At 31.9% G+C, this 23,240-nt stretch carries 26 protein-coding genes; 7 read left to right on the plus strand and 19 right to left on the minus strand.

Annotated elements, in window-relative coordinates; all coding sequences use genetic code 11:
• Nucleotides 1-25: 25 nt before the first annotated feature.
• Nucleotides 26-1,213 (minus strand): phosphoglycerate kinase, encoded by a 1,188-nt coding sequence (locus tag ACKTTV_RS02555; RefSeq protein ID WP_408029237.1) that lies wholly within the window; start codon nt 1,211-1,213, stop codon nt 26-28.
• 82 nt (nt 1,214-1,295) lie between these two features.
• Nucleotides 1,296-1,583: a YciI family protein gene (locus ACKTTV_RS02560; protein ID WP_408029238.1), complete on the minus strand. Its 288-nt coding sequence runs from the start codon at nt 1,581-1,583 to the stop codon at nt 1,296-1,298.
• A gap of 359 nt (nt 1,584-1,942) precedes the next feature.
• Between ACKTTV_RS02560 and ACKTTV_RS02565 the strand changes: the two genes are divergently transcribed.
• Nucleotides 1,943-2,365: a molybdenum cofactor biosynthesis protein MoaE gene (locus ACKTTV_RS02565; RefSeq protein WP_408029239.1), complete on the plus strand. Its 423-nt coding sequence runs from the start codon at nt 1,943-1,945 to the stop codon at nt 2,363-2,365.
• A 12-nt stretch (nt 2,366-2,377) separates the two neighbouring features.
• Nucleotides 2,378-2,911, plus strand: a complete 534-nt coding sequence (locus tag ACKTTV_RS02570; RefSeq protein ID WP_408029240.1) for a GNAT family N-acetyltransferase — start codon at nt 2,378-2,380, stop codon at nt 2,909-2,911.
• A 117-nt stretch (nt 2,912-3,028) separates the two neighbouring features.
• On the opposite strand, the gene ACKTTV_RS02575 is transcribed toward ACKTTV_RS02570, so the two are convergent.
• Nucleotides 3,029-3,505, minus strand: coding sequence for an OsmC family protein (locus ACKTTV_RS02575; protein ID WP_408029241.1), 477 nt, complete (start codon nt 3,503-3,505; stop codon nt 3,029-3,031).
• Nucleotides 3,502-3,915 (minus strand): amino acid-binding ACT domain-containing protein, encoded by a 414-nt coding sequence (locus ACKTTV_RS02580; RefSeq protein WP_408029242.1) that lies wholly within the window; start codon nt 3,913-3,915, stop codon nt 3,502-3,504. The genes ACKTTV_RS02575 and ACKTTV_RS02580 overlap by 4 nt, the downstream gene beginning before the upstream one ends.
• A gap of 70 nt (nt 3,916-3,985) precedes the next feature.
• On the opposite strand from ACKTTV_RS02580, the gene ACKTTV_RS02585 reads away from it, so the two are divergent.
• Nucleotides 3,986-4,672 carry an ArsR/SmtB family transcription factor gene (locus ACKTTV_RS02585; RefSeq protein ID WP_408029243.1) on the plus strand — a complete coding sequence of 229 codons (687 nt, stop codon included), beginning with the start codon at nt 3,986-3,988 and terminating at the stop codon, nt 4,670-4,672.
• A gap of 38 nt (nt 4,673-4,710) precedes the next feature.
• On the opposite strand, the gene ACKTTV_RS02590 is transcribed toward ACKTTV_RS02585, so the two are convergent.
• Nucleotides 4,711-7,464, minus strand: a complete 2,754-nt coding sequence (locus ACKTTV_RS02590; RefSeq protein WP_408029244.1) for a PD-(D/E)XK nuclease family protein — start codon at nt 7,462-7,464, stop codon at nt 4,711-4,713.
• Nucleotides 7,465-7,657: 193 nt separating this feature from the next.
• On the opposite strand from ACKTTV_RS02590, the gene ACKTTV_RS02595 reads away from it, so the two are divergent.
• From ACKTTV_RS02595 to ACKTTV_RS02610, 4 genes are all read left to right on the plus strand, one after another.
• Nucleotides 7,658-8,917, plus strand: a complete 1,260-nt coding sequence (locus ACKTTV_RS02595; RefSeq protein ID WP_408029245.1) for a C1 family peptidase — start codon at nt 7,658-7,660, stop codon at nt 8,915-8,917.
• 224 nt (nt 8,918-9,141) lie between these two features.
• Entirely contained in the window at nt 9,142-9,960 is an 819-nt protein-coding gene (locus ACKTTV_RS02600; RefSeq protein ID WP_408029246.1) for an amidohydrolase, read from the plus strand.
• 144 nt (nt 9,961-10,104) lie between these two features.
• Nucleotides 10,105-10,578 carry a VOC family protein gene (locus ACKTTV_RS02605; RefSeq protein ID WP_408029247.1) on the plus strand — a complete coding sequence of 158 codons (474 nt, stop codon included), beginning with the start codon at nt 10,105-10,107 and terminating at the stop codon, nt 10,576-10,578.
• Nucleotides 10,579-10,588: 10 nt separating this feature from the next.
• Nucleotides 10,589-11,128 carry a VOC family protein gene (locus tag ACKTTV_RS02610; protein WP_408029248.1) on the plus strand — a complete coding sequence of 180 codons (540 nt, stop codon included), beginning with the start codon at nt 10,589-10,591 and terminating at the stop codon, nt 11,126-11,128.
• Between the two features lie 88 nt (nt 11,129-11,216).
• Here ACKTTV_RS02610 and ACKTTV_RS02615 read toward each other — a convergent pair whose 3' ends face one another.
• From ACKTTV_RS02615 to ACKTTV_RS02680, 14 genes are all read right to left on the minus strand, one after another.
• Complete coding sequence (locus ACKTTV_RS02615; RefSeq protein ID WP_408029249.1) at nt 11,217-11,549, minus strand: DUF6150 family protein; 333 nt, start codon at nt 11,547-11,549, stop codon at nt 11,217-11,219.
• A 25-nt stretch (nt 11,550-11,574) separates the two neighbouring features.
• Entirely contained in the window at nt 11,575-12,978 is a 1,404-nt protein-coding gene (locus ACKTTV_RS02620) for a hypothetical protein (RefSeq protein WP_408029250.1), read from the minus strand.
• Nucleotides 12,975-14,009, minus strand: coding sequence for a hypothetical protein (locus ACKTTV_RS02625; protein ID WP_408029251.1), 1,035 nt, complete (start codon nt 14,007-14,009; stop codon nt 12,975-12,977). The genes ACKTTV_RS02620 and ACKTTV_RS02625 overlap by 4 nt, the downstream gene beginning before the upstream one ends.
• A 223-nt stretch (nt 14,010-14,232) precedes the next feature.
• Nucleotides 14,233-14,367: a hypothetical protein gene (locus ACKTTV_RS02630; protein WP_408029252.1), complete on the minus strand. Its 135-nt coding sequence runs from the start codon at nt 14,365-14,367 to the stop codon at nt 14,233-14,235.
• A 61-nt stretch (nt 14,368-14,428) separates the two neighbouring features.
• Complete coding sequence (locus ACKTTV_RS02635; RefSeq protein WP_408029253.1) at nt 14,429-15,526, minus strand: NAD(P)/FAD-dependent oxidoreductase; 1,098 nt, start codon at nt 15,524-15,526, stop codon at nt 14,429-14,431.
• Nucleotides 15,527-15,532: 6 nt separating this feature from the next.
• Nucleotides 15,533-17,470 carry a LodA/GoxA family CTQ-dependent oxidase gene (locus ACKTTV_RS02640; RefSeq protein WP_408029254.1) on the minus strand — a complete coding sequence of 646 codons (1,938 nt, stop codon included), beginning with the start codon at nt 17,468-17,470 and terminating at the stop codon, nt 15,533-15,535.
• A gap of 418 nt (nt 17,471-17,888) precedes the next feature.
• The gene (locus ACKTTV_RS02645; RefSeq protein ID WP_408029255.1) at nt 17,889-18,404 is read right to left on the minus strand and encodes a GNAT family N-acetyltransferase; all 516 of its coding nucleotides are present in this window, start codon (nt 18,402-18,404) and stop codon (nt 17,889-17,891) included.
• Between the two features lie 11 nt (nt 18,405-18,415).
• A complete protein-coding gene (locus ACKTTV_RS02650; RefSeq protein WP_408029256.1) occupies nt 18,416-18,589 on the minus strand; it encodes a hypothetical protein in 174 nt (57 codons plus the stop codon).
• Nucleotides 18,590-18,598: 9 nt separating this feature from the next.
• Nucleotides 18,599-18,790, minus strand: a complete 192-nt coding sequence (locus ACKTTV_RS02655; RefSeq protein WP_408029257.1) for a hypothetical protein — start codon at nt 18,788-18,790, stop codon at nt 18,599-18,601.
• 69 nt (nt 18,791-18,859) lie between these two features.
• On the minus strand, nt 18,860-19,270 hold the full coding sequence (locus ACKTTV_RS02660; protein ID WP_408029258.1) for a DUF1348 family protein: 411 nt from the start codon (nt 19,268-19,270) through the stop codon (nt 18,860-18,862).
• A gap of 11 nt (nt 19,271-19,281) precedes the next feature.
• Nucleotides 19,282-19,806, minus strand: a complete 525-nt coding sequence (locus tag ACKTTV_RS02665; protein ID WP_408029259.1) for a TetR/AcrR family transcriptional regulator — start codon at nt 19,804-19,806, stop codon at nt 19,282-19,284.
• A gap of 110 nt (nt 19,807-19,916) precedes the next feature.
• A complete protein-coding gene (map, locus tag ACKTTV_RS02670; RefSeq protein ID WP_408029260.1) occupies nt 19,917-20,681 on the minus strand; it encodes a type I methionyl aminopeptidase in 765 nt (254 codons plus the stop codon).
• 72 nt (nt 20,682-20,753) lie between these two features.
• Nucleotides 20,754-21,191 carry a hypothetical protein gene (locus ACKTTV_RS02675; RefSeq protein WP_408029261.1) on the minus strand — a complete coding sequence of 146 codons (438 nt, stop codon included), beginning with the start codon at nt 21,189-21,191 and terminating at the stop codon, nt 20,754-20,756.
• A 275-nt stretch (nt 21,192-21,466) separates the two neighbouring features.
• Complete coding sequence (locus tag ACKTTV_RS02680) at nt 21,467-23,233, minus strand: CocE/NonD family hydrolase (protein WP_408029262.1); 1,767 nt, start codon at nt 23,231-23,233, stop codon at nt 21,467-21,469.
• Between the last annotated feature and the right edge of the window lie 7 nt (nt 23,234-23,240).

Genomic DNA, 23,240 nt, shown 5'->3' on the forward strand with positions numbered 1-23,240 from the left:
AGCAATTGATGTCTTCTCTCTTTATTTAATTCAAAATAGCATCAATTCCTGGAAGGACTTTTCCTTCTAAGCTTTCTAGCATAGCTCCTCCTCCAGTTGACACATAACTTACTTTGTCAGCAAAACCAAATTGCTTTACTGCGGCTACAGAATCTCCTCCTCCAACTAAAGAGAACGCTCCATTTTTAGTAGACTCAGCAATGGCATTTCCTAATTCGGTAGTACCTTTTGAAAAACTATCCATTTCAAAAACACCTAATGGTCCATTCCATAAAATAGTTTTTGAAGCTGCTAGTACCTCAGCAAACTTCTCAGAAGTTTTTGGCCCCACATCTAAGCCCATCCATCCTTCTGGGATTTCATTTGTATCTACAGTTTGTGTATTTGCATCATTTGAAAAAGCATCTGCGATTACCGCATCAACTGGTAAATGAATTTGGGTATTGTTTTGTTTCGCTTTTTCTAAAATTTCAAGTGCTAAATCTAGTTTATCATCTTCAACTAAAGAGTTTCCTATCTTTCCACCTAAAGCTTTTACAAAGGTAAAAGTCATTCCTCCACCAATAATGATATGATCTACTTTCTCAATAATATTCTCAACAATTCCAATTTTAGAAGATACTTTTGCCCCTCCTAAAATAGCTGTTACTGGTTTTTCGGAATTATTTAAAACTTTATCAATGCTCTCAATTTCTTGAGCTAACAAACTTCCAAAACACTTATCATTTTCAAAGAATTGAGCAATTACAGCTGTAGACGCGTGTGCTCTATGCGCTGTACCAAAGGCATCGTTTACATATACATCTCCCCACTTTGAAAGCTGCTCAGCAAAGGCTGTATCTCCAGATTTTTCCTCTCCATAAAAACGTAAGTTTTCCAATAACAAGATTTCACCTTGTTTTAAATTACTCACCGCTTCAGCCACTTTATCTCCAACACAGTCTTCAACAAAAGTTACTCTTACGCCTAATACCTCAGTAACTTTTTCCACTATATGGCGCAATGAAAATTGATCTTCTACTCCCTTCGGACGCCCTAAATGCGACATTAAAATACAACTACCACCATCTTCCAATATTTTAATTATAGTTGGTTTTGCCGCCTCTATTCTGGTTGCGTCGGTAACTTCAAAAGCATCGTTTAATGGTACATTAAAATCAACACGAATTAGTGCTTTTTTATTTTCGAAGTTAAAATCATTAAGTGTTTTCATTTGTATATTATTGATTTTTAATTAGTCAGATGCAAATACTCACATCTTAGTAATTGTTTTTTGGTCTGTTTTTGTTATGTTATTAATTTAGTAAAAATGTGAGCTCCTCACTAGTTTTACTAGGAGTAAATTCAATTATTTCATAATGAGCAACCCCATGTTTTTTAAATGGATCTTTCTCAATCATTTGTTCAACATCCTTACGGTTTTCACCTTTTGCAAGAATAATTCCTCCTGTTCGAGGCTCTTTCCTCCCCGAGGCCATAAAATTTCCTGTTTTGTATTGCTCCTCTAGATAGCAAATATGCTCCTCCAGAAATCTATCCACAGTTTCCAATGAAACTTGGTAGGTAAGATTGATAATAAACATTTTTTTAATTTTCTCTTCTAAATTCAGGGTTCAACAAATGTAACTATTTAAAACCATATAAAACCTCAACAATAACACAACAAATGCTTTATATTTCTTAAAGAATTCTAAATTTTACAAATACAATAAAATCTCATTAAACATTTGTAATCAATTTATTAGTTCATTTAATTTTTCCAGTAAATTTTATTGAATTTAAAATGAAAAAATTCATGTATTTTTGATAATCTATTGTGATTTTTTTCTGAGTGGTTTGGTAAAAAGGACCAATCCCCTCAGCAAAAGGGAATAAATAACATTGATTTAGCGAGTTTTTATTAACTCATCAAAACATAAAAAGTTGAATTAAATTTATTCGTATGAATAAAACATTCATTAAAATAACTTCCGAAGTATTAAGCCTTCAAGAATGCTATGATTTTGTAGAAGATCCTTCTTGTGGTGGCATTGCTATTTTTGTTGGAACTGTTAGAAATGCCACTAAAAACAAAGAAGTTACCAAACTTGATTTTTCAACCTATAAACCTATGGCTTTAAAAGAAATGCAAAAAATTGCCGATAAAGCTATGGAGCTTTTTGGTGTTACTAAAATTGCCATTCATCATGCCGAAGGTTTATTAGAAATAAGTGATGTTCCAGTGATCATCACTGTTTCATCTCCGCATAGAAAAGCAGCCTTTGATGCTTGCCAATATGCTATTGATACTTTAAAAGAAACTGTTCCAATTTGGAAAAAAGAGTATTTTTCTGATGGTGAAGTTTGGGTGAATGCTCACCCTTAAAAACAAATTGAAATGATTAATTATAAAGTTACTGAAAACACACAAGAATTATCGGAAATTTTAACGCTTCAAGCTGGAAATTTACCGAATCAATTAAGTGAAGAGACAAAAAAAGAACAAGGTTTTGTAACCGTTCATCATGATATGGATATTTTAAAAACCATGCATGATGTTCATCCACATATTATTGCTGTATCCAATGGGGCTGTTGCCGGGTATGCATTATCAATGTCCAGAAAGTTTAGAAATGATATTCCTGTTCTAGAACCAATGTTTTCTAAAATTGATGCTTCAGAAATCGGAAAATCTAATTACCTTATTATGGGACAGGTATGTGTAGCCAAAGATTTTCGTGGTCAGGGCGTATTTAGAGGCTTGTATACGCACATGAAAAAAGTATTCTCTGGAACGTTTGACTGCATCATAACAGAAATTAACGCCAAAAACATACGCTCTATTAATGCTCATAATGGTATTGGTTTTACTGAATTAATTCGTTACGATTTTGAAGGTGAAACTTGGGTTGTCGTGTTTATGGATATTTAGCCACTTGATTTTAGCGCTGATTTTTAGGTTTATACTTAGGAAATAAAAGACAACAGAGAAAAGCTAAACTCAAAATTTAACTCTTCTCTCTTATTGTCATTTACTTCTTACTTTTTCTTAGTTTTCTTGTGTCGAACAACAGGGATTATGAAGAACTTTAAAATTTACCGAATTAGCAATAAAGCATAATTCATTTGCTTTTTTATGCAATTCAATTGCTTTTTCTATCATTGATTGTTCAGCAACTTTAATAATTGGATTTAAACTTACCTCAGAAAAACATCCACTTCCATTTTGCTTTTCAATCATAATACCCGTTGGTTCATCAATGTATTCAGTTACTATAACATTAGATTCTGAACATAAATGTAAATACCAAAGCATATGACAAGATGATAATGAGGCAAGCAATAATTCCTCTGGATTATATTTCGTTTTATCACCTAGAAAAACTGGATCAGAAGAGCATAAAATATCAGGCTTATTATTGATAGATATCATATGGCTTCTTTCAAATTCTTTATAGTTTAAAGTACCTTTACCTTTGTTTCCTGTCCATTTTATTATCGCTGAATAATTGTGTTGCCTTTTCATATTATGTAATCATCGCTGTTTGTCCATGTCTTCATCCACTTATCAGATACTTTTTTTGCTTTTTCATATTCGTCAACCACCACAATTAATTGATTTGAATGATCACTATATTGTGTTAAAATATTGACGTTTTCATCCGCTAATTCTTTACAAAACATTCCTAATTGACCAGGAATATCTTGTCTGAGTTTTTGAATAATTACATCACTAATTTTTGTAACTTTTATTCCATTTTTTTCTAGTACTGTTTTTGCCTTTTCTGCTTCTTCAACTAAAAAGTTAGCTATTGAAAAATTGCCATTTTGAAAAACCCCACCTCCTTCAAGGCTGATTTTATTTTTCCCGAGTATTTCACCCATTAGAGCCAATTGACCACATTTGTTTTCAAGTAATATTTCTATGTTTTTCATTTATTATAACTTTTTATATTTAGCAAAGTAAATCGATTTATTACTTTTATATTTCATTTGAGAATGAACAATGGAAGAAAATAATTTTATCTCGGTAGCTTCATTGTTATGCGAGCCTTCAAGAGCAAAAATAGTTTGGAATTTATTAGACGGTAGGGCTTATACAGCAAGTGAATTAGCCATAGTTTCAGATTTATCACCTAGTTCAGTTAGCAATCATTTATCAAAACTACTGAGTAATAACATTCTAAAAGTTGATACTCAAGGAAGGCATCGATATTACTCTTTTGCTAATTCCGATATAGCCTATGTCGTAGAATCTTTAGCAAATCTATCTAATGATAATTCACCTCCTAAATCAAATAAGAAATTAGCTAAAACTGGAGTTAAATATTGTCGAACTTGTTACGACCATTTAGCGGGTTATGTTGGTGTCATGATCACGGAAGCGATGGAGGAACAAGGGTATTTGTTAAAATCTGAGAAAGTTTACCTTGTAACTCAAAAAGGTTGGGAATGGCTTTCTCAATTTGGAATTCTGGAAGCTCATTTTAAAAAAAGTCGTCGGGCATTAACTCGGCAATGCCTCGATTGGTCAGAACGTCGTCCTCATTTAGCAGGACATTTGGGTGCAGTACTTCTAGATAAAATGCTAGAAAATAATTGGTTGAGAAAGATTAAGTTTTCAAGAGAGATTATTATTACCTCAAAAGGTAAACAATCACTTAATAATTTACTGGGAATTGTTTTGAATTAATCGTCAGCCGATTGATATATCTAATTGATTTATTACTTCTAATACTTTAAATCTGTAGGCTCAACAAAAGTAACTTCTGGATTGTAAATTTCTTTTATGTATTCTTTTATTTCCTCCATAAATTCCTCTAATCGCTCTTGTGTTACACTATTATCAGGATTTCTGTAGTTCGAAGAAAAGTTCATCTTTAAAAATCCTTTTCTAAGGTTTTTAAATGAAAAAATTCCTGCTTCCAAGGGCATTGAAAAATCATATTGTTTGTTTTGTGTATATAAATAGGCATATAACATTACCTGAATTGCCTTATGAAACTTTAATTCTCTTACCTCAGTAAAATCAATTACTTTTAAGTTAGTGTTTTCTACTTTTCCTGTTTTATAATCAATAATTCTAGTGACACCATTCAACTGATCTATCCTATCAACTTGACCATGTATTTTAACAGGAAAATCAATTCCTTCCACATGTATTTGTGTGGCTAAAGTTTGTTCTGTAGCTATAATCTTTAACTGGTTCGCTGGATCTTTAAGCAGCTCTTTTTCTTGCTTTAAAAAATTAATAACGAAACGATTAGCAACCTCAAAAATCAAACGGTTTTTACCTGTGCTGATATCTCCATTTTTAAAATGTTTCGAAAAATAAAACACTATGAGTTCTTTCGTTTTCTGCTGCATGGCGGTGACATTATCCAATGCCAAAAATTTTCCTTCGAATGGTTTGTACAAAGCTTCTAATGTGTCATGTACCACAGTTCCCATTGTATTAGCTGCAACTGTTTCTTCTACATCATCAAACTCTTTAATTTTTAACACTTTCTGTTTGTAAAAGGCAAACGGATTGTATAAGTAATTCGTTAATGCCGAAGGTGAAATTCCTTTTCCAGCCAATTCTTTAAGTTTATCAAGAACATGCTCCGTTTTTGAAACCTCCTTTTGTTCTGTTACCGTTGTAATTATTTGCGGACTTATTATTTCTTCTTTAATATCATCACGCATCATTTCTAATTGGGTAATAAATCTACTTTTTTCTCCACTACCAAAAACATCATGTTCTGTGTTGTATAAAATGTAAATGTTTTTAGCGCGTTGCAACAGTCTAAAAAAATGATATGAAAACAGTGCATCTTTTTCTTTATACGTTGGAAGCCCGAATTCTATTTTTACATCAAATGGAATAAATGATGTCTGTTGGTGATTTCCTGGTAGTACCCCTTCATTCACTGAAGTTATAATTACATTTTCAAAATCAAGAACCCTTGTTTCTAATACTCCCATTAACTGCAATCCTTGCAAAGGTTCACCTTGAAATGATAAACTTTCCGACTGAATTAATTGTCTAAAAAATTGTTGTAATGTTTTTAAATCTTGAATATAATTAAAAGTATCATGCAGGTTTTGAAGTTGAGTGAATGCCGTATAAAAACGAAATAAATATTCTTTCTCTAATTCATTTGCAGTATCCTTAAGTGTAAGTAATAAGGTAATTACTCTTGATAAAAATTCATCAATAGTAGTGTAAGGTTTGCATAATCCTAAAACTACTTTTTTGGTTTCTTCAGGAATTTTAATAAAAAACTCCTCAATCTTTTCCAAACTCACAAACGTACTATTGCTTGCAACAATTACTTCAGACAATACGTCTGAAATATTTTCTTCTTCAACATACAAAAGTTGATAAATAGACGGATGCTTAAACAAGGCTATTACATCTTTGTAGTAAAATAGCTGACTCTCCTTTTTCTGTAACTTTTCTTGGTTTAAAAAGAGTCGAAATATAATTTGTAATAAGCTTGTAGTTGGAACATCTTTCAACGGATACCCCATAGTAATGTTTACAGCATCTACTTTTGGAGGCAAGGAATTTAACGTAATAGGAAGTAGTGATTCGTCAGCCATTACCAAAGCAGTATTGTTATAGTTTGAAAACGTTGACAATATTTCGCCTGCATATTTTATTTGAGTAATATTTTTCGAGGCTCCTATTACTCTAATGTTTTTAGTTGTTGCAAAATGCTCTGCAACAGTTTCAATCGGGTTACTTTGATAGTATTTCCAACGTGTTTTATATTTTCTGATAAAACTTCCTGCCTGATGATTACTTTCGTAAAACGACTTATCAATATCCCAATAAACCTCGGTATTTCCAGCCGCTAGCATTTTTTGAAACAACAACTCTTCAGCCGCATTTAGCGCATTAAAACCAATAAAAAAGTACTTTTTGTTAGACTTTGCAGGAATAAAATCATCAATTTTTTTTACAGCTTCCCTATAAATTACTCCTTGATAACCAATATTTTTATCGACCAAAAACTCATAAAAAAGCTCGTATAGTTTGTGTAACCGCTCCATGAAAGCGAAATGATCTTTCATTAGATCTGTTTCCTGAAAAGTACCAGCTACTGACCATTTTCTTAAGCGATGAATATCTCTCAAATACACAAAAATTTCGCGAGCATTGATTAAGTGCTGATCTATTTCATTAAAGTCTTGCAAAACGGTAAACGCCCAAGAAGAAAACACATCAAACGGATCTGCTTTTGGTTCCTCTTTTTTATAAATTCCATAAAAATGAAATAGCAATTGTACCGAATCAGCTTTTTTAAGTCCTGATACTTCTTCTATAAAATCACCAATATTACTTATTTTAGGTAAAAACCCTGTTGTAATTTTATTTTTCAGGGCTTGCTTCACAAACACTCCCGCCCTTTGCGAGGGTAAAATAAATTCCACCTCTTCAAAGGTTTGTGTTGTTTTTAATATGGTATCTAAAGTATCGGTAATGAAGGACTGCATTGATTCAATATTCTAAAAGCAAAGTACAATTTTCATTTTATATAGCCTCTAAAAATTATCTTCTCTATTCTCCTTAATCGCATTGTTTCTATATGCTTTTTCGGACAAAATATAATGGGTAATGTTTTTCAATAAAAAACACCTATAAAAAAGACCCTTTGCTAATTGCAAAAGGTATCAAACAAACTATCAAATGAAAAACACACTCGCTTTTATAGCTTTTCTGCTATCGTATATCGCCTTTGGGCAGCTAGACAAACTTCCTGATGAGATTCATTTACCTGTTGTTTCCTATAATATTCCTTGTGAATTTTCTTGGGAAAAGGTATACACTACCTATGGAACCAGAAATTTTACTACTCCTCAGCGAAATCAGCCTTTCCAAGGACCTTGCCTGTCATTTGCATTTAATGCCGCTATTGAAACTATGTATATGATTGAGTTTAATACCTCATCATCCATTTTGTTATCAGATGCATATACAGATATGAAGGTTTTTGTTGGTGAAATGCCTGCGTTTGAAACTGTTTTAGAATCGGGGTTTCGAATTCCAAAAAGAGCTCCTTTTCAGAGTATTTATTTGCCCAATGTTAACTCGTGGCTCAGCCCTAAATACAATGGTTTTCGCACAAAGGCTCTAAACTGCATTAATGTTGAACGTAACTTTAGAGTAGAACCAATGGAGAGTAATCCTGGAGAATATGAAATTCTAGATACCTGTGGTACATCAATTCATGAGCAAGATAATTTAGCCGCTATGGAAGTTACTCCAATTACACATTTGAATTCTGTTAATCAACTTAAAAACATCATACTTACAAAGGGTCCTGTTATTATGAAAGTTAACAATCTTGCTCTAGATTCGGGATACACTCTACAAAAATTCAAAAACTATAGTAACTCAGAAGTGAGTCCGCTTTCTTTTCATGCTTATTCAATTATTGGTTGGGAAAATGGTGCAGGAAATACTACAAAATGGCTCTTTAAAGATAGCTGGCCAGTAGCAAATGGAAAACAATTAAGTAATAGTGAGTTTCTAAATCTCCTTTCTTCGGGCACTATTGAATTAAGTCGTGTTTCTAATATTTTAAAAAACGGTTCGGCTTCGCAAGTACATAAGTTTATTGTAAATCCTTCTCTACAATGTGTTACTCCTCAAGAAACTCTGGAACTCTTTTCTATTGGTACATTGCTTCATCATGTATGGATTGGCTCACGATTGTACTCTAAGGTATTTGTTCATTCAAATATTCCAGCTGATGAGTGGGAATGGAATATTTCAGATGTATACATGACTTCCCTTACCAATGCTCCAACCATGTCGAGTGTATTAATTAGCCCTATTTCGAGTGGTTTGGTTACTATTAAGGTTCGAGCTAGAAAAGGTGGTTATTGGACTCCTTGGAAACAGAAGATTGTAAACATTTCAAACGGAAGTGGCGGTATGTATTAAGCATGGTTAAAATCACCTAGTTTTTTGCAATATACAGTAATAAGTAATTCAATAATTCCATACTAAAGTTTAAGCAAATTCATAAAATTATTGTTTATATATTACCGTTCATCTTAATTATTGGTCCATTTATTCACAAAAGTTGTTTGTTTTGTCGAAAAGGTTTCTTATTTTTATAGCTCACAACAGCTTACACCACTTTTTGATTGACAATTATTGATATTATGACTGCAAAACTAAATGTAGCCTTAATGCAAATCGATTTATTTTGGGAAGACAGACAATCGAACTTGCAGGCTATTAAAGAAAAGGTGTACTCTTTACCAGAAAATATTGACTTAGTTATTTTACCCGAAATGTTTACCACTGGTTTTACCATGGATCCTGTTAAAAATTCGGAAACCATGAGTGGTGAAACAATTACTTGGATGCGTACATTTGCCAAAGAAAGAAATATTGCAATTACTGGAAGTGTAGTAATTAAAGAGATTTCTAAAAACCTAAAAGAAACGCATTATTTTAACCGCTTATTGTTTGCACATCCTAATGGGGATATTGAACATTACGATAAAAAACATACGTTTACCTTAGCTGGAGAACATGAAGTATATACCGCTGGAAAGGAACGTGTTTTAATTAATTATAAAGGCTGGAAAATTTGTCCTTTAATTTGTTATGATTTGCGTTTTCCTGTTTGGGCTAGAAATACAAATGACTACGATTTACTGTTTTATGTTGCAAGCTGGCCAGAGCCAAGAATTAGTGCTTGGGATGCTTTATTAAAATCTAGAGCTATCGAGAACATGAGTTATACCATTGGTGTTAATCGTGTTGGTAAGGATGCCAATAACCATAACTATGTGGGGAATTCAGCTTGCTTTGATACGCTAGGAAACTGTATATCGAAAGATGTTAGCGGAAAGGAAACTAGTTTAATTGTTACTCTTGATAAAGAGGCTCAGGATTTACTGCGTAAAAAGTTTAACTTTTTGGCAGATAGAGATGGTTTTCGGCTCTCTGGTATTAATGGCATCATGATATAAAAAGACGAACTATTTCCTAAAGGGGAAACTTGGAAATATTGATCACTCGCAAAACTCATCAATTAATCTTAAATTTGTTTCATAGGACAAATCAAATAATAGACACCTATACCTTAAAGGGTTAGATGCAATTGAACTAAACTAATGAAGAGAATATTTATAATTGGTATATTAAGCCTATATACCACTCTTAGTTTCGCCCAAGAAAATAATGGAACAAAAAAACCGGAAGCTAAAATGAAAAAATCCGATATGTTAGGGTTAAGAACAACCATTTATAAAGTTGGTAACATAACTAAAGCAAAAAAATGGTATTCTGAAGCTTTTGGTATTGAGCCTTATTTTGACCAATCTTTTTATGTTGGTTTTAATGTTGGTGGATTTGAGCTTGGATTACAACCTGAAAAGAAACCGACTAAAGATAAGGTTGAAAGTGTTGTTACCTATTGGGGTGTTAATGATATAAATAAAACTTACGAAAAACTAATTGAGTTAGGAGCAACGGAAAATGAAAAGCCGTATAATGTTGGCGGAGAAATAATGACTGCAACGGTTAAAGATCCTTTCGGAAATGTTATTGGTTTAATTTTCAATCCAGAATTTAAAGTAGAAAAATAAAACATGTAATATGAAAAGAATCACATCAATACTATTCTTGATTTTATTGACTTTGAGTTGTTCAAACGTTAAACAAAAGAATGAAAACCTTGAAGAATTAAACCAATTGAGAGCTGAACTCGATAGTTTAAAAATAGAAAATTCAAAAAAGGCAAAAGAACAAATCGCTACATTTTTAACATTTCAAAAAGGAGATGCTGAGCAGGCAATGAATTTTTATATTGGATTGTTCAATAATTCCGAAATTGATGATTTAAAACGTTGGGGAAAAGAAGGACCAGGAAAAGAAGGAACGATAATGCATGCTACATTTACCTTAAATGGAAAACAGTTTATGTGTAGTGATAGTCCAGCAATTCATAAATGGGGTTTTACACCCGCAGTTTCAAACTTTGTAGAATGTGAAAACGAAAATCAACTCGAAAAATTATTCACGAAGTTATCAGAAAACGGAAAGGTCATGATGCCCTTAAACAACTATGGTTTCAGTAAAAAATTTGGATTTGTTGAAGATCAGTTTGGAGTTTCTTGGCAATTGAATCTTCAATAAAATGGATATTGATTACTTCGTAAGTGAAGTATGAAACATCCTCAATTTTACGAACATAATTTTGGAAAACAATAAGATGTCATTGATGTTAATACAACAAACTCTTTTTTGATTTATTTCTCCAACCTGCTTTGTTTTGATATTTAACAAAGTAAATTTTCAGATCGGCTTGATTCTCATAGTCTACGAAATAAATTTTCTTTTCAGCTTTATTAGCATATTCTGTAAAAAACCAATTACCATCGTTCTTCCCTGCTTGGTTATCATATTTTACTTTATAAACTAGTAAATCCGCTTGGTTTGAATATTCTACCACAAATACTTTTATATCAGCCTGATTCGAGTAGTCAACAGAAAAAACTTTTTGAGCACTTACAGTTTCAAAAACGAATAAGAATATTACTAAGAACAGTTTTTCCATACAGAAAATATTTAACCAACTTTTTTTAGCTGTTTTTTAAAGAAATCTCTAGATAATCCGAGGTTATAAAAAGTACCACTATAAATATAATAATTGAAGCTATCCATAAATAAGTATAAATGGATATTCTTTCGTTAAAATACGTCATTTCATCATTATATTCTGAATTTTCGTTTAATATATTATCTATATCCTCCTTAATCAAAACATCCTTGTAACTACTTTTGACATTTTCATATCTAACTTTCACCCTTTTTTTATCCAATTTTAAGATCCATCTTGAAAAAACTAAATATAGAACAGACAATGAAACGAATGCCAAGCCGACAAGAGAAGTTTCTTTATTAAATATTTTCGAAAAATCGTCTTGTTTAAATACTTTCGATAAAAAAACACTTAAAAAAAACGAAATAAAAACTAAAGTACTTTTCTGAAAATTACTGAAGAAAACCTCTAAAGAATCATTTATTTTTTTTACAGTATTTTCAACTTGCTCTATAATTTTATTTCTTGCCTCAAAATATTTGCTAATGTTACCTTTAACATAAATTTGGTATGCAGATAAAATGGAGTTAAAAACCGAAGTAGAAATATCTATCCCGTCATCTTTTAAATATGAAGAGATAATATTTCTCGATAAACCTAATTTATCTTCAATCTTATTACTTTCAGAATAAATCCATTGAAAAATTTGATAATAATTCTCAACAAAATCTAAACTTATGTCCTTTTTAAAATCTAAACTATAAGTAAACGTTTTATCTCCAGAGATCGTTATTAACAACTGATCTTTTTTTATTTGAGACGAATCACATATATAGACTAATGAATATATTAGTGATAATTTTGAAAATGTATCATCTAATTTCGACTCAGTTGATTTAATTTTATTATTATTAAAATAAAATATTCTCGGATGAAACAATAAAGATTCAGAATTTTTAAAATTGCATTGTTTACTAATCGAACCACTTTCAAAGCTATTTTTGTCTATTTTAATTTCAAAATTACTGCTAGTCAAACTAAATTGATCATTAAATGATTCAATAAGGGAAATCAAAGTTTCGAGATTCAACTTCAACAAATAGTTATTAAATGCGGTCTCATCAATAATGTAAATATTTTTTCTCGTTTTATAAATATCAAAACTTACTCCTATATCTTTGACTTCATCAATTTCTTCATCAATAATTAAAGTTTCGTACTCGTCCTGACTCGCGGAATAACTATATTCACTAATACTTAAATTCCATTTGTAACCTAATGGTTTTAATATTTCATCTAGAGCCTCATAGTTATCTTTAGTCAATGACTTCAAAACTTTTGAAAAGTTTTTATAAGTAACATTAATTTGGAACTTCAAAAAGGTCTCTTTAATATTCTTCTTTGAAACCTTTCCCAGCAAATTCTCAATTAAGACCTTTATCATTTTTCATTAATTATTTTAATATATTTATAAGCCTCATCAGTTAAAATTGTTATTCCCAAATGACCTTCATCATCCTCATAAGGCTTTATTAATTCTGTTAGATTAGTAACATACTTATCTATTTTAAGATGTAACCCCTTACCTAAAGGTATATTTGTAACAATTCTTTTATCTATTTGTTTTTGTATTATCTCAAACTGGTTATCAAATTTGTTATCACTTTTCAACCTTTCAAACTTATCCCTTATTCTTTCTAGAGGAAACTTTTTATTAAACGGAGTGTATTTTAAGATAATATCATGTACTTCAGTAAAGTTGAAATTTTTATTACTTTTATAGTATCCTATCAAACTATTCCTTATTAGTGTTGAATCAAGAGCAAACTCTCTATTATTTCTTTCTCTATCAATTATTTTAATAAATTTTTCTAGAGATTTACTAGTATTTTCCTCATCAGTAAAAACATGCTCTAGCTCTAAAAAACCAGACCACCAATACTTACTATTATTTTTATCATTCAAATAAATTTCTTGGTGTCTATTCTCGTTCTCTAAAAATACTAAGAAGGCCTTAAAAACTCTCTTTTTTGTATTCAATCCTCTGTTTAAATCAAAACTTCTTTCATTTATTATCTCATCATGCTCAACTTTACATATTAAAACATTATCATTTTTATTTTGTCTGAAATGAATTTGAATAAGACTTCCTTTTTGCACTCTAACATTTAAATTTTTATTTCTAAGCTTTTTATCAACCTCTTTTTCATTATCCAATAATCTTTTAGCATTATTCTTTAATATCTCTTCCAAATTAGAATCCTTTGCTATAAGGTCATATATTGAGGATTTTACTTGAGTTTTTCCATCTCTAAACTTATACTTTCTTTTGTTAGGGCTCTCTATTATCTCCTCAATTAAAGATTCTGTATAGTTGATAATATTTTCCTCTTTAAAATCTAAATTAATTGGCTCAACATGATTACTCCCTATATCTATATGATGAAGTGTAAGTTTTTCAATTTCGATTTCCATATTTGTTAACAGTTTGATTTTTAAACCTATTTTTATTATTTCTCATATCTAAAACTTGAGCTTTTTTGAATATTTAAACAGGTACTACTTATACTTCTGGAATTACCCTAAGATATTTCTGAATGCTCATCCAGTAGTTAAAATTGATAGAGCTTTCGAACATAAAAATAAAACATGAATTTACCTTACGGCTTCCCGTAAGTAAAAGGTTAATTTAAAAGCCTTAAGAATAAAATTGTTCATAGGTTAAGTTTTTTCGCAACCAATAATCCAGTCCAATTTCGCCAGAACCTAATGGGAAAGAATTTATAAAATCTTCAAAAATCTCACTACAGGAAGTAATAATTGGTATTATCATTACTTCATTTTTTAATCCAACCTTTATAAATACTGCTAATTCGATTTGAGATGGCGCAGAACTAAACTAAGGAAGCTTGTTTCAACCTATTTTTCCAATAAGTACTATTAGGCCATCGCTGTTCCATATTGTATTGATGCATGAGTTTTTTTAGGTAAGATTTAGCTCCATTTTCGATGATGTATCGATACGTAATAAAGGCGTCTTCTTCCTTTTTTAACTTCGCTGCAATGGCATGTCCACCATAGAAACCAGAAGCTAATGCCGACGTAATTCCATAAGATGAAATAGGATCATAAGAAAAAGCAGCATCCCCCACTGCTAACCAATTTTTCCCGTAAGGTTTTTCCAAACAACTTGTGCCACTAGCCATGATTTTATAATTGCTAAGCTCTATATCTGTGGGTTTGATAATGGTTTTTATTTGTCGTGTTTTTTGAAGCTCCTTCGTTAAAAACATGGGCATGTTATTTCTCGCTGGCAATACTTCTCTCAATGTAAAAAACATACAATTTACCTCATTTGTTGCTTTAGGAGACAAATACCACCAACCATTTTCAGTGGCTTCTATCCATATTTGTCTTGGTGTTTTTTTTGGTGTCTGATGCCAAAAGGAAACCGTTAACTGCGTATCTAAATCATGTTTGATAGCTCCCAAATGTCGGGCTACTGAAGCTTTTCTTCCTGTAGCATCAATTATATATTTTGAATTTAGAGTTGTAGTTTTGGTATCTTTTTGAATCAATGCTTCTACAAAATCTTCTCGATCATATACCTTTTTTAGCTGATAACCTTGATAAAAATTAGTTTTATTCTTTTTAATTAGATTTCTAAGTTGGTTTTCAAAATGCAAACGATCCAGTAAAAAACCAGATCCATGAAGTCCTTCAATAAACTCTTTTTCTTGCACATCTTCGCTTCCCCATACACTTTTGTTTCCGTAATATGGAATATGTTCAGGACTAATTAACAAGTGTAAAATACCTAATTGCTTTAACAAGGGTTTACTATTTGGAGGAAGAGCATCTCCCAATTTTAATACTGACGTGGTATTGGCATCAATAATACAATGTGGAATTTTGTATGCCGATAAGGTTAAAGAAGAAGCAAGCCCTGCTGGACCTGCTCCTACTATAATTACTTGATAAGAATTTTGCATAGTGAATTACATTTCATCACGTCTAAACGTTGTTCCTTTAGCCGTTCTTCGAGATTTCAACACATCCTTTTTCGCTACTGATCGAACTGGTGTTTTCACTAATAACTCATCTTGACTATGCTCTTCTTGTTCTCTTGCTCCTAGAATTACCTCTTCAACATATTCAACCTGTTCAAAACTTGGGTCTACTATTGGTAAAGGTCTTCCTGATTCTACCCAAGCATATTTTGGCAACAGTTCTGAATCACTTGCTACATTGTCTTGATGACGTGCAATAATTCCTAAATTATGCCATTGCTTTGTCATTTTATTAATTTTTTTGAGGTAATCTGGACCTAAATCTCGCAACCAATCTTGACGGTAATCAAAATGCTTTAAACGCTGCCCTATATTTACTTGAGTATCTTTTATTCGCTCAAATCCATCTTCACTCAACACTTGATTTGGAACTCTTGCTGCCCAAAATGATGGTAATGGTAAATAGGTTGTTGGATTGTATCCTGATAAACAACTTGCTTCATCCGTTTGCCAAGGTACACCGAGCCATCGCGTTAAGGCTCCTGGTCCGCTAACTGATAAAGGTCCGTCTTCGCTTAATGCTATTTGTGGCGATAATAAAGGACCAAAGTCTAATTGAATATCTTCATTTTTAGGCACCGTTTTTAATCGATAAGGTTCCTTCCACATCAATTTCACACGCATCGGCCATGTCAATTCAATTCCAGGGTGAAACGGTCCTCCTAAACATTCTTCTAACGGAGCTTGGTTGAGTGCATTTATTTGTTCTTCCAAACTTAAATCTTCAAACACTTTTTTGGCTTTAAATTCTCCAGTAGTAAAATCACCTTTCGCCCATTTTTGCAATCGATTATATTGAATTTGTGTGATTGGTAAATCGACAATTGCTAGTCCTTCATATTCACCAAACCCATCACCATAAAAAGGTGGAACTTCCTGTGGCTCGTAGGCTTCAGAACTTGGATCTCTAAACCATTCAAATACTTTCTGACGAACTTCCTGAGAGCTGGTATCTGGAGACTCTAACATTGCTACAAATTCAGGATTGGTAAAATCTGATGGTGAGTTATGACCAAAAAGCATGGCAAACCCTTCATTTACCCACTGTGTATTAGTCATTCTTTCTAAGATTGGGTAAATATGTTCGTAAAATATCACTCCATTCGCTGCTGGATCGGGATAATTCATTTCTCGTATAAACAAATCCTGCACTACATCATTCATAGTTACCACACCAAAAAGTCCCGGTCCAAAATTAGGTGGAGTTACTGCTACCATTGCTGGTGTTGCTTCTAAGGTAGTTTCATTGATTTTAACCGTTGCTCGAATTACTCCATCACAAGTATCATCATGCCAACCCACATTATTTGCAAAGGTTGTTGGTGGTAAATTGTCTTTTGATTGCGCATCACCATTACCAGGCACAAAAATCACTCTTCCTTTGGCATCTGTTTCCACATTTCCAAGGTTCACCTTTGTACCAAAGAACTCACCATCGTCAAAATTATAATTTGCACCAGATACATTGGTTCCTGTAATTTCAACTGGAGTTGGCTTAATAGCTAGTTGTGATCTGTTTTTTTCATCTTTATTTCTGTATGCTGAAGGTATTCCAGCTTTGGGTAAATCTAAAGCATTATTAAACTCATACCAAGCTGCTTTTACATTGGCTACGTGGACGTGCCAGTTTATATTTGCTTCTTCTTCTGTAAGCTCTCCTAACACATTATTGTTACTATCGAAAGCATAAATTTTAAATTTTACTGCCTGCTTTTTTATTCGACCTTCATCATCTTTATAACCTTCCGATGGTAAGGGTTCAACTCCTGGGACTTCGGATGCTAAAAAATACTCTGGTGAATTTCCTATTCGAGCGATTCCAATAGGTGGATAAATAGAAACATGGCTAATTTTACTGGTATCCATTAGTTTTTAATTTTTAAGTGGTTATTAATAGTAATCGTGTTTAAACGATACTCTCAAACTTAAAAACTATCCATCAATTTTTCTTATGGAATCCCGTAAATAAAAGACTTATTTTCAAATAAATAACAAGTTTTTTTTACTACACAAAATTCGAGATAACCAATTTCTTGCTATTTAACATGAGTTCGCGATAAACCATTGTTTGAATCACAAGGAAACTATGAATTTATCAGGTCGAGCGGAGTTAAGACCTTATCCTTTTAAGTATGGAAACACTTCTCGACTGCCCTCGAAGTGACACCTCAACACAAAACAACACATAAAAACCTTACATACATCAAATTAAATCTACACCTATAATGAACTCACGTTATTCAGGTTTGGAAATTTTCATGCGCTTAACAATGTTATTGAATAATTACGCCAAATTTCGAAGTTTATAGAATCGATGCTCATCATATACGTTCCCATTCTTGAGGACAGCGTCTTTAAAAACACCTTCCTTTTCGAACCCACTTTTTTCAAGTGCTTTCATTGAGCCGAAATTAAAATCTTTTACACCTGCATAAATCCTTCTTAAATTCAACTCATTAAACCCATATTCAACTATTAGCGTAATAGCTTCCGTCATGATTCCGTTTCCCCAAAAAGGTTCACCTAACCAATACCCTATTTCAGCCGAATTTGTATAAATATCTTTTTGTAAGGTTAAGCCAATAACACCGCAAAGCTCTCCCTTAAATTCAATAGCGAAATTATGCAATAGGTTTTCTTTATGAGTCATGTTAATAAATTCCTTAGCATCTTTTTCAGTATATGGAAAAGGTATATAGTCTCTCAAACTATCCCAAATATTTTTGTTATTTAGCAACTTGGCAATATCAGGAGCATCAGATGGTTTTAAATCTCGTATTCGTATATTCTTGTTTTTCAATTCTCTTAAACTTAATTTGGGCTTTTCTTTACGAACGGTATTATTTTAAAAACATAACAAAATGCAATTGCTGAAAGTACTCCAGAAATAGTATGAATCATATCGTTATCAGTTGCAAAGTATAATACCATCGATGCTGCAAAAAAACCGGCCCCAATTAATTGATTTTTATAATTCTTTATCATAGCATATTATTAATATAAATTCATTCGAGAATCTCTCTTTTTCCTTCTAAACATTTTGTCAAGTCTTTTTAATTGGGCTTCCTCTTGTAAAGTATCGTTCGTAGAATTATATCTTTTCTTTGCTGTATATAAACAATGTTTGTTTTTCTTAGAATTGATTTTATCGTCCTTACGAAAGCTATGTCGTTTTAATTTTTCCATAAGATTCAATTTAGTTTGTAATGCAATTTGCAAGTATAAATTTAGGTAAATCTTATCATTTCTTCAAGTTTAAAGCCGTCTTTCAGACTCATGAATCTCTAAGTCATTGATACTCGCGTACCTTTTTTTCATCAATCCATTTTCATCAAACTCCCAATTTTCATTACCGTACGCTCTAAACCATCTTCCTTCTTTATTTTGGTATTCGTATTCAAACCTTACCGCAATTCTATCATCAGCGTGTGCCCAGTATTCTTTTTTCAATTTATAATTAAGCTCTGTTTGCCATTTATTTGTAAGAAAATCTACAATTTGTTTTCTTCCATTAACAAATACATTTCTGTTTCGCCATTCACTATTTTCAGAATATGCTAATGAAACTTTTTCAGGGTTTTGCGAATTCCAAGCATCTTCTGCTAATTGAATCTTTTGCTTTGCGGTTTCTAATGTAAAAGGCGGTAGTGGATATTTTTTTTCCATTTTATTGTTGGTTAAAGTAATGTTTTTACAATCTCTTTTGATTTTTCTACAATTTCATTTGACTTAAATAACTGACTTTCTATAATCGAACTTTCAAAAAGCATGTATATATGTATTGCTAAAAGTTCTTCTTCAATTAGCTCTTGAAAAAATTGACGTAAATCGTTTTTATGAGCCTGAATTACCGATCGAATATTGGTTTGCTCTTCAGATATTTCGGAAAGTATATTTAAGAAACTACAGCCTCGATAATTTTCTTTTCGATTCATTGCTATAATAAAATCAAAAGCTGCAAGTATTTTTTCTTTTAAACCACTAGATCCTAACGTAAACTCTGAAAACTCTGAAAACCAGAAATCATGTCTATGATTAAGAAATTCGACACATAACATGTCTTTCGATTCAAAATGCTGATAGAAGGTTGCTTTGGCTACTTTGGCCTCTTTAATAATTTGATTAATCCCTGTACTATTATATCCCTGATGGTGAATTAAATATGAAGCTGTTTCTAAAATTCTTTCTCTTGGAAGACTCATGTTATTTCTTTTTACAAAGCTAACAAAGAAAAAACATACAGACAAGTCTGTCTATTAAAATTAAAAAACTATTTACTCATTTGTTAAGTGCATAGTTTATTTAATTTTGCCTAAGCCCAAATTCCATTGGATTGTGTTAAAATAATAGGCGCATTATCGGTAATTAAAATGGTTTGCTCATGTTGAGTAACGTACCCCCCTCTATTTCCTACTAAAGTCCAACCATCTTTAAGTTGAACTGCAATAGTCGATTTTGTTGCTATAAATGTTTCAACAGCAACGGTTGTGTTTTTCTTAAACCTTTCCTTATTCCACTTAACCCGATAGTTTAAAATATCTTCTGGTTCTTCATGCAAGCTTCGTCCAACACCATGCCCAGCAAGATTTTTTATCACCTTATACCCAGATTTTTTTGCTTCGGTTTCAATCAAATAACCAATATCAGAAATTCTTACGCCTCCTTTAATATTTGATATCGCTTTTTTTAAGATGTTTTTAGATGCATCCACCAAAGGTTGGTGATTATGAATATCGTTACCTAATACAAATGAGCCTCCATTATCAGACCAAAATCCATTTAATTCCGCAGATACATCAATATTTATTAAATCTCCTTCTTTTAAAATTTTCTTTTCTGAAGGGATTCCGTGTGCTGCTTCCTTGTTTACACTAATACAAGTATGACCTGGAAACCCATAGGTTTTATTTGGAGCTGACTTTGCTCCATAACTTTCAAGTAATGCACCTCCAAAATCATCCAGCTCTTTGGTAGACATTCCAACTTTTGCAAACTCTCTCATTTGTTTTAGAGTAATGGCCACCACTTCACTGATAGCTCTCATTCCGATAAGTTCGGATTCCTTTGTAATAGACATTTCATTAAATTTAAAGGTAAGTTAACTTTAAAAAATGAAAATATTTGGTTAAAAATAGACTTTAACAATTTGCTATGAACAGTCTTTTCCGAGTATATATGTGGAAAAAACATACTTCCAGGGCATAAAAATAATTGGTAAAATCACTGGCATAAATGCTTGTACCCATTCTTCAGCTTCGGTACCTGCTAGTGTTCGATTTTGCCATAACGGATAGGCTACAAAAAATAACCAAAGGCATTTATAGAATATCATGAATAGCATAATTGGTAACATTTTTACTGTACGAAATATTCCAATTCCTGATAGTGTTGTATAAGCTGCAATAGCACACCAAGCAACAGCCACTTCAGGACTCCATTCTCCTTTATGTGTTAAGAGTTCTGTCCAAGCATCCTTAGCGGCAAGAAGAAACATTAACGCGAAAAAAAGTTTTAATACATATATTTTTATAGGCCAAATTCCCTTGTATTTATCCGAAGGGCGAAAGAGGTTTTTTATTGTTTCCATTTGTTTATAATTACATGGTTAGTTATTAGCTTCTACTCATGTAGACTGTTTTTAACAAATTATGTTACAACAACTTACCTATACACAATGAAAATTTGACATATCACTTTTTATACGTTTAAAAGAGTCTATCCTTTCCTGACTTAACTTTTCATTTTTTCGATCCATATTTCACCTTTTTATAACAAACTTTCTAAACAAATAGGCCCTCAAGCCAAGAAGTCCAAGGAAAGGTATTCCTTGAACTTCCATAGTTTCTAATTATTAAAAAAGTACTATTGTTTTTTTACTGGCAAGATAATTCTACTTGGGTATTTTTTGTTGTGATATAATTTAATCGTCGCTTTTTTAGCTTTATCTATAGTTTGATATGAAGGAGATTCCCAATAATTAAAATTTCTTTGGGTATATGGAGAATCAATAAATGAGAATACTAATCTTATACGACTTCCTTTTTTAAGAACTCTACTAAAGAAATTTTCTCCATTGAATACATATTTTAATACTTCATTTTTCTTCACTTTTTTTGGTGAGCTGAGTCCCTCTCTATAGCTTGCTCTAACATAATCGCTTTGTAGAAATAATGATTTATTGCCTTTTGTTATTTCATACGCATGAAATTTCAAATCAACGTTTTCAACATCCATTGAAATATAGGCCTCCAGTGCTATTTTTCCATTTATAGTAATATCTTCTTTAAGAGGCTCTGAATGGTATATTAACACTTCCGAATCATTAACTACCCCTTGAGAAAGGTAATATTCATTATCCCGAATAGTATTAGTCGGATTATTAAGCCCTCTATTTAATTTTGGATTATCAACGATTATATCTGGGGTATTATCTTCTTCTAATGGCTGCTCTTTTAAGTCTCCAGAATTAAAAACATCTTTTGCCGTAGTATTTAACGAATTTAGATACAATGATTTTTTTTCACTAGAAACTGCTTCTAATTTGCTAGCATATCTCCATTCATTACTTCCCATTTCATAGTACATCACTCTATCCTTCAATAATTTTGGTTTCTCCTTTTCCTTCAAAGTCCAATCGAACCAGTTAAGGTACAATTCATTCATATCAATTACAGCATTCTTTCCAAACTTAAATCCACCTAGTTCACTCTTTGGCCTTCTTGTTCCTCCATGACTCCATGGACCTATAATTAAGTAATGATTTTCTTTTGCTTGAGCGTTCCCTTCATCCATGTGCCCCTCATAATATAGCAAAGCACCTGGTTGGTCTCCATCAAAATGTCCTGTTATTGATAATATTGGAATATTAATTCTTTTATTTTCTTCAGGTGTTAAATAAAATTGCTTCCAATAAGCATCATGACTAGGATGACTTAACCACTTTTGGTACGTTTTGTTCGGTAAACCTATTAAACTGTCAAGCTTATTAAATGGAACTCCATCTTTGTACAGTTTTTCAAATTTATTTGACCAATAGGAATCTCCAAATATTTTGTGATTATTGGTTTTCCCACTAGTAAAAGTAAGCCACCTTATACAATACGGATAAAAGATATTATTATACTTAGGAAAATCTCTCCCGGGTCCAACGGAAGCAATAGGAATGATTGATTTTAAATTCTTTGGAAAATGTTTTAATGTTAACCATTGATTCATTCCTCTATACGAACCTCCAAACATTCCAACATTTCCATCACACCATTCTTGTTTGGCAATCCAGTTAACAATATCAAAACCATCTTTTCCGTCATTTTCAAAAGGAACAAAGTTTCCTTCTGAGTTTCCTCTACCCCTACAATCGACTGTTATAAAAACATATCCATTGGTTGCAAAAAACAATCCTCTAGAATGATTTTCATCCGAAATATATGGTGTTATTACAAGTATAACAGGGTACTTTTTTGTAATATCAAATGGTTTATAAATATTTGAAGATAAATGAACTCCATCTGACATTTTAATTTTTTGATGAAAGGATATTTTTACATCTAATGAATCTAAATTCTGTGACTGAGCAAAATTCACTCCTATGAATAATGCAAAAAAGAGTTTGATCATTTTTTTCTTCATAATGCAG

The organism is Tenacibaculum xiamenense, from assembly GCF_964513065.1.
GTDB classification, from domain to species: domain Bacteria; phylum Bacteroidota; class Bacteroidia; order Flavobacteriales; family Flavobacteriaceae; genus Polaribacter; species Polaribacter xiamenense.